Source organism: Bacteroides sp. An269 (assembly GCF_002159755.1).
Taxonomy (GTDB): Bacteria; Bacteroidota; Bacteroidia; order Bacteroidales; family Bacteroidaceae; genus Phocaeicola; species Phocaeicola intestinalis.
This window is the reverse complement of record NZ_NFJG01000046.1, coordinates 20500-28737: the sequence shown is the minus strand read 5'-3', so window position 1 is coordinate 28737 and position 8238 is coordinate 20500. Positions and strand designations below refer to the sequence as shown.

The following is an 8238-nucleotide window of genomic DNA, read 5'->3' as shown; positions in this document are numbered from 1 at the left end:
ACAAGATTTCAAAGGCAAGAAAATGGCGGTACTTTGGTTGCGGTATCTGACGGAAATAGACGAGCATACGCGGCAAGCCCCCAAAGAGTTATTAGAGAATCCGGAAATCAGTAAGGCGGTGACGCAAATCGAAGAATCCGCCTTCAGCGATGCCCAACTGTGGTGGTATGATGACTTTTGGGATGCCGTGCGGGTGGAAAATACCTTGATAAGTGATGCTTTGCGGGAAGGCAGGCAAAAGGGCATGGAAGAAGGCAGGCAAGAAGGCATACAGGAAGGCATCCGACAAAACAACATCCAAAATGCCCGTGGCATGAAAGCAGAAGGTATCCCGACGGGAACCATCGCTAAAATCACCGGACTTTCGCCGGATGAAATTGAGAAATTGTAATCAATCTAAACTTACGCGGCAATACCTGCCACACATAAATAAAGCAGCCAATCCGCAAGGGCTGACTGCTTTATTTTGATGTAAGAAGACTATTTCTTTTGATAGATATTCATCACACATGCCGCATAAAATTCTCGCCCCAGAAATGATATGCTAACTTCTCTAGTATATTGTTTACCGACGCCAAAATTTCCGGTAGCAGGTAAATCTTCTATTTCCATATTAAACTTATGTTCTGGCCAATATTCTGAAAAATCAATACGCCGTCCATCTATAATCAAAAATTGGTCATAACATCTGATGAACACTCTTACTTTATACAACGGTTGGTACTGATTATTGTAACACTAAAATATTATTTAGATTTTCTACTTCTACTGTTGAAGTCAAGATTTTAAAACCTTCAAAATTTCCACCTTCTGTTGCTCCTTCTATGGAAATAAGCACTACTACCATCAGCATATGTATCTTCTACTTCTTTAACAGGAGAATTTTTCTGCGAGGTCTGTGCTCCATAATTGGTAAATAGCAGATGTGCGTGTAGCCCAATAATAATCCGTAAATTGGCTGGTTGTAAGTGCATGTCAGCTGTATATGTTTTAAATGAAAGAGCCGTGGCTTCTTATTTAGAAAAAAACGGGTGCGCTTGCTTTTTTCTCGTTTTTTTGTTTCTTTTGTAATCGAAAACAAACAAAGCCTTTCATCTTATTATGCTGAAAAAACAGATTCTTATTGCATTGTTTATTATACTGGCATGTGCCGGAAGTCGTGCACACCGCTATATGTTCAAGCATTTGGAAGTAGCCGACGGGCTTTCCAGCAATACGGTTTATTCTATTTATCAGGATCGGGACGGATTTATGTGGTTCGGTACGCGGAATGGGTTGAACCGTTATGATGGGTATACTTTCCGCGTGTTCCGGCATTTGAATAATGACCCGTATTCGTTGCCCGATAATGTGGTAGTAAATATTTGTGAGAGTCCCGAAGGCAAGCTTTGGATAAAGACAGAACGTGAATATGCTTTGTTTGATAAAGATAAAGGGATTTTTATCAATGATTTGAGCGGATTTATGAAACAATTGGGCAGCAACGCTAAAAATCCGTTGTATGTTTATGTAGACAAGAAAGGATATACGTGGCTGTATGTTGCCGGAGAGGGGTGTTACCGCTATAAACAAGGAGAAGAGCCGAAAGTCTTTGTATTGCGGGAAAACGGCTTGCCTGTATCGGGTATCAGTGTGGTGGGAGAGTGCCGTGACGGGATTTTGTTGTTGTATGATAATGGGTTGCTGGTCTGCATCGGGCGTGACGAACTGGATCTGAAATGGAAAAGAGATGATATACCGGCTCAACTTCCGAAGGGGAAATACGTTCAGTTTTCGCTTTTTACGGATGCTGATGATTGCGTATGGATATATAGCGTAACGGGTTTGTGGGTATATGATGTGCCAACCGGACGCTGGCGTGATGATTTGGCCGCTCACTGGAAACATCAGACAGACTTTGTACATGCGGTGACGCAGGATAAGACCGGATGCATTTGGCTGGCAAAGGAATATAAAGGCATTGACGTGTTCGACAAAAAGACTGGCGAGGTCGTGAATCTGACAAATCATGCAGACGATGAACGTAGCTTGTGCCACAATACGGTGTATCAGCTTTATGTCGACCGTAACGGTTTGGTATGGGCAGGTACTTACAAGAAAGGCCTTTCGTATTACGGAGAAAGTATTTTCAAGTTTCATTTCCAGTCTTTGGGCGATATTACGTGCATCGAACAGGAAGATGCGCATCGGTTGTGGCTGGGAACCAACGATGACGGGTTGCTTTTATGGAATGTCAAGACACGCAAGTTTGAGGAATATGGTTCCCGGCGGATTGATTCGAATCCGATTGTTGCACTGCTGAAAGCACGTGACGGGAAATTATGGGCTGGCACTTTCAATGGCGGATTGTATTGTCTGGATAAGGGAAAGACAGTCCGGTATACCATGGCGGATGGCTTGTCGAGTAACAATGTCTGGGACTTGGTGGAAGACCGGGAAGGTAATCTGTGGATTGGGTATCTGGATGCAGGGATGCAATGCTTTCATCCGCAAACTGGTAAAATGGAAACCTACACGACTGCCAATTCGGATTTGCCCGACAACCTGATTAATTCGCTTTGCCTTTTGCCTGACAATACGCTGGTCATTGGTACGGTGGGTGTAGCATGCATGAACTTGCAGGACAGGACGATTTACAAGGTTCCGTCGATGTCGGGAGAGCGAAACGATTTTGGGGTCAACCAGGTCTTTGGAGACAGCCGGGGGCTGGTATGGATTGCCACTCTTGAAGGATTGAAAATGTATGACCCGAAATCTCAAGTCTTGAGAGACTTTCCCGAAATTACAGGCGAGGAAGGGGAGATGATTTCGGGGATTGCTGAAGACCATGGGCATAATCTGTGGGTATCATCGACACGGAGGATGGTTCATATCAAAGTGTTGCATCAGGGCGAGGAAGGCTATTCGTTTGAACCGCATGTGTATGGTAATGCGGACGGGCTTCAGAATTGCGATTTCAACTTGCGTTCCATCAAGACTCTGAAAAACGGAACGATTGTGGCGGGAGGACTGTATGGCTTGAATATTTTTAATCCAAGTGAAATCAGTTACAATAAGCAGTTGCCCAATGTCTTGTTCTCCGGCCTGTCCTTGTTTGACAAGGAGGTGGAGGTAGGCAAAACGTATGACGGCAATCTGATATTGCCCGAAGACTTGAACAAGGTCCGTAAGGTGGAATTGGATTACAGGCAGAATATTTTTACCATAGAACTGGCTACGGATAATTTCATCTTGCCGGAAAAGGCCTTTTTCCGGTATAAGCTGGAAGGAATCAGTAAGGACTGGTTATCGCTTCCACCAGGTATCCACAGGCTTGTATTCACCAATCTGAATCATGGCGTTTATACACTAAAGGTGAAGGCGGTCAATAGCGATGGCTATGAAAGCAAGGAGATGGCACAACTGAAATTGATTGTGCGTCCTCCCTTTTGGTTGTCGTGGTGGGCTTACCTGCTTTATATAATTATAGGTGTAAGTGCCTTGTTGTTTGCCCGGCGTTTGACTTTGAAGCGTGAACGTGAAAAGTTCCGCATGCAGCAGATAGAGCAAGAAGCAGCCCGGAAGGAGGAAATCAATCAGATGAAGTTCCGTTTCTTTACCAACATCAGCCACGAATTGCGTACGCCATTGACTTTGATTATTGCCCCGCTGGAAGAGTTGTTGAAGAAAACGGCAGAGGATGAATCGCAGCGTAATGTGTTGCAGCTGATGTATCGCAATGCGCAGCGTCTGCTGATGTTGGTCAACCAGTTGCTGGACTTCCGGAAAGGAGAGATGAGCGGGCATCACTTGTCGTTGTCGGAAGGAGATATTGTGGGGTATATCCATGAGGTCTGCAATTCGTTTTTGTCAATGGCAGACAAGAAGCATATCCGGTTTTCTTTCTTTTCGGGGGTGGATGCGTTTTCGATGGCTTTCGATGCCGACAAGATAGGGAAGGTGGTGATGAACCTGCTTTCCAATGCCTTTAAGTTTACTCCTGAGGGCGGACGTGTCACCGTGATGCTGGAGTATGTGGAAGGCGATTCGAACGTATTCGAGATAAAGGTTTCAGATACAGGAATCGGCATCCCCGACGGTGAAAAGGAACATATCTTCGAGCGTTTTTACCAGACAGAGCATAAGGGGCAGGATGAAATGACGGGAAGCGGCATCGGCTTGAGCCTGGTGCGGGATTTTGTCAGGCTGCATGACGGTACGGTGGAAGTCTTTGATAACATCGGTACGGGAGCAGTATTTGTGGTATGCTTGCCGGTAAGGCATGTCGACGTAAAGGCAGAATTGCCTAAACCGGTATGTGTGCCTATGGATGAAGGGCAGGAGACGGTAATGGCGTCAACCGACCGGAAGGATTTCCCGCTTTTGCTTGTCGTGGATGACAACGAGGATTTCCGTTTGTTTATGCGGCATAGTCTGGAATTGCAATACCGGGTAGAGGTTGCCTCGAACGGGCAAGAGGCTTTGTCTAAGATACAGGAGTTACAGCCTGATTTGGTCATCAGCGATGTGATGATGCCCGGTATGGATGGAAACGAACTGTGCAGGCTGATAAAAAGAGACAAGCGTACGGCACACATCCCGGTTATCCTGCTGACGGCGCGTCAGGCGGTGGAATCGAAAGTGAAAGGACTGGAGACGGGAGCGGACGACTATGTGACCAAACCTTTCAACATGACTGTATTGGTGTTGCGCATCCGGAAACTGATAGAATTGAGCCGTTATCATCGGTCTGCACAAACATCGACCATAGACCCGGCTCCGAGCGAAATACTCATTACGTCCTTGGATGAAAAGCTGATAGAGAAAGCAGTGAAATATGTGGAAGAAAACATTTCGAGAAGCGATTTGTCGGTAGAGGAATTGAGCCGTGAACTGGGGATGAGCCGTGTGCACCTTTATAAGAAGTTGTTGCAGATTACCGGAAAGACTCCCATTGAGTTTATCCGGGTTATCCGGTTGAAAAGAGCAGCCCAGTTGTTGCGTGAAAGCCAGCTGCATGTATCGGAGATTGCCTATGAAGTAGGTTTTAACAACCCTAAATATTTCAGCCGTTACTTTAAGGAGGAATTTGGCGTTTTGCCCTCTGCCTATCAGGAAAAAGAGGGTAAATAACAAATGATACCCCATACGGAAACAAATGAAGCCCGAATGGATGATATACGTTCCTTGTATAAAACATTTGAAATCATTTGTTGAGAGAACAATGATTATCTTTGTAATCAAAGAATTTTATTGTTTAACTTTAAACATGGGTATATGGTGAAAATGAAAAACATTTCTTGTTGCCTGCTCGCCGGATTATTGCTTGGTGCATGTTCCGGAAACGTTTATGAAGAGACAGACAAGGGTGTAATCGTAAAAGTACAGCAAAAAGGTGACACAGATGTGCGTCTGGTCCGTTTTCAGGTGATGGGTGAAAAACTTATCCACGTGTCGGCGACTCCTGAAAAGAAATTTGCCGACCGGCAAAGTTTGGTTGTTGTTCCTCAAACGGAGCAGACTCCCTTTACGGTAGCGCAACAAGGCGATACCATTACGGTATCTACCGATGAGGTGCGTGCTTCGGTGCTGGCGTCTACGGGTGAAGTATGGTTTACCGATGAAGACGGTAACATGATTCTGCAGGAAAACAAAGGGGGAGGGAAAACATTTGCTCCGATCGAAGTAGAAGGCACGAAGGGATATACTATCCGTCAGGTATTCGAGTCGCCCGATGACGAGGCGTTCTATGGCCTGGGGCAACATCAGGCGGATGAGTTCAACTACAAAGGTAAGAATGAGGAGTTGTTCCAATACAATACGAAGGTGTCTGTGCCTTTTATCGTATCGAACAAGAATTACGGTGTGCTGCTTGACAGTTATTCGCTCTGCCGTTTCGGTAATCCCAATGATTATTCACAATTGGGGGAAGTGTTCAAACTTTATGACAAGGATGGAAAAGAAGGTGCCATTACCGGTACATACGTGCCTGCCGAAGGTTCAGGTGCGGAGACCTTGGTACGCCGTGAGGATTCGCTCTATTTCGAGCATCTGGTAAGAGGCGATTTGGGACATGTGGTGAACTTGCCTAAAGATTTTCCTTTCTATGGTTCGAAGGTGACGTATGAAGGTTCTATCGAACCGTCGGAAAGCGGAGAATTCAAGTTTATTCTGTATTATGCGGGATATACAAAGATATACATCGATAACCAGCTGGTGGTGCCTGAACGTTGGCGTACGGCGTGGAACCCGAACAGCTATAAGTTCTCGGTCAATCTGGAAGCCGGCAAGCGTGTACCGCTCAAAGTGGAATGGATTCCCGATGGAGCCGTATCTTATTCCGGGCTTCGTGTATACAGTCCGGTAGATCCGAAAGAACAGGGCAAGCAATCGTGGTGGAGCGAAATGACGCAGCAACTGGATTATTATTTTATCGCGGGTGACGATATGGACGAGGTCATCAGCGGCTACCGTACGCTGACGGGCAAGTCGCCGATTATGCCGAAATGGGCGATGGGGTATTGGCAAAGCCGTGAGAAATACAATACGCAAGCCGAAATGCTGGGTGCCTTGAAAGGGTTCCGCGACCGTCGGATTCCTATTGACAACATCGTGCTTGACTGGAACCACTGGTCCGAAAACGCTTGGGGAAGCCACGAGTTCGACAAGGCACGTTTCCCCAATCCGAAAGCGATGGTAGATTCTATTCACGCCATGCACGGACGGATGATGATTTCCGTATGGCCGAAATTCTATACGACAACCGAACATTTCAAGGAATTTGATGAGAAGGGCTGGATGTACCAGCAATCGGTAAAGGACAGCCTGAAGGACTGGGTAGGTCCGGGTTATACGTACGGATTCTATGATGCCTATAGTGCCGATGCACGCAAGTTGTTCTGGAACCAGATGTACGAGCATTATTATCCGTTGGGCATTGATGCCTGGTGGATGGATGCCAGCGAGCCGAACGTGCGCGATTGTACTGATTTGCAATACCGCAAGGATTTGTGCGGTCCTACGGCATTAGGCTCCTCGGCTGAATACTTCAATGCTTACGCTTTGATGAATGCCGATGCTATCTATAACGGCCAGCGTGGAGTAGACAACAATAAACGTGTATTCTTGCTGACTCGTTCGGGCTTTGCCGGATTGCAGCGTTATTCTACCGCTACGTGGAGCGGTGACATCGCTACCCGTTGGGAAGACATGAAGGCACAGATATCAGCCGGACTGAACTTTGCCATGAGCGGCATTCCATATTGGACGATGGACATTGGCGGATTCTGTGTAGAAAACCGTTACGTGGCAGGTCAGAAGCAATGGAACGAGACAAAGACCGAGAATGCCGACTATAAGGAATGGCGTGAGCTGAATACGCGTTGGTTCCAGTTCGGCGCGTTCTGTCCGCTGTACCGTGCCCATGGTCAGTATCCGTTGCGCGAACCGTGGGAAATTGCTCCAGAAGGGCATCCGGCTTATAATTCCATTGTTTATTATACGAAGTTGCGCTACAACCTGATGCCGTATATCTATTCTCTGGCAGGCATGACCTGGTTTAAGGATTATACGATTATGCGTCCGCTGGTGATGGATTTCACATCTGATACGAATGTAAATAACATCGGTGACCAGTTTATGTTCGGTCCTTCCTTTATGGTATCTCCGGTATATGAATACGGTGCCCGTTCGCGTGAGGTTTATTTCCCGAAAGCGGAAGGTTGGTATGATTTCTATACCGGCAAGTTCCAGCAGGGTGGTGTGAAGGCAGATGTGAAAGCTCCTTACGAGCGTGTACCGCTTTACGTACGTGCCGGTTCTATCGTTCCGTTCGGTGAGGATATGCAATATACCGATGAAAAACCGGTAGATCGCATTGTACTTTATGTATATCAAGGTGCCGATGGAGAGTTTACGCTGTACGAAGACGAAGGTGTGAACTACAACTACGAGCAGGGCAAGTATGCCATGATTCCGATGGAATACGATGAGGAAGAAAAGACTTTGACCATCGGCAAGCGTGAGGGTTCATTCTCCGGAATGCTGGAGAAACGTACCTTTACCGTGGTAAAGGTGAATCCCGATAAGGCACAACCTTTCGACTTGAATGTCAAAGGTGTAACGGTGGACTATACGGGTGAAGAAGTTTCGGTGAAATTATAAATGTGATGATTGTGTGAAACGCAGATTAGTGCGGATTTCCTCAGATTAATTATAGTCAATCTTTCGCAAAACAATTTTGTTCTACTATAATAATGA

The 8238-nt window shown here is 46.2% G+C and carries 3 protein-coding genes and 1 pseudogene; 3 read left to right on the top strand and 1 reads right to left on the bottom strand.

Translation table 11 applies throughout. The annotated features are described in order from the left end of the window. Nucleotides 1–391 (top strand): annotated as a pseudogene (locus B5F71_RS10235) (hypothetical protein); the annotation flags it as partial. Between the two features lie 89 nt (nucleotides 392–480). On the opposite strand, the gene B5F71_RS21170 reads toward B5F71_RS10235, so the two are convergent. Further along, nucleotides 481–612: a hypothetical protein gene (locus B5F71_RS21170; RefSeq protein WP_255376587.1), complete on the bottom strand. Its 132-nt coding sequence runs from the start codon at nucleotides 610–612 to the stop codon at nucleotides 481–483. 489 nt (nucleotides 613–1101) lie between these two features. Here B5F71_RS21170 and B5F71_RS10230 point away from each other — a divergent pair, with 489 nt between their 5' ends. Then, nucleotides 1102–5112 carry a two-component regulator propeller domain-containing protein gene (locus tag B5F71_RS10230; protein ID WP_087209913.1) on the top strand — a complete coding sequence of 1337 codons (4011 nt, stop codon included), beginning with the start codon at nucleotides 1102–1104 and terminating at the stop codon, nucleotides 5110–5112. A gap of 147 nt (nucleotides 5113–5259) precedes the next feature. Continuing rightward, a complete protein-coding gene (locus B5F71_RS10225) occupies nucleotides 5260–8142 on the top strand; it encodes a TIM-barrel domain-containing protein (protein ID WP_087209919.1) in 2883 nt (960 codons plus the stop codon). Nucleotides 8143–8238 lie beyond the last annotated feature (96 nt).

Bases quoted from the DNA above. Each gene is read 5' to 3' on its own strand.
- B5F71_RS21170 (WP_255376587.1), bottom strand. From the start codon at position 612: ATGGAAATAGAAGATTTACCTGCTACCGGAAATTTTGGCGTCGGTAAA.
- B5F71_RS10230 (WP_087209913.1), top strand. From the start codon at position 1,102: ATGCTGAAAAAACAGATTCTTATTGCATTGTTTATTATACTGGCATGT.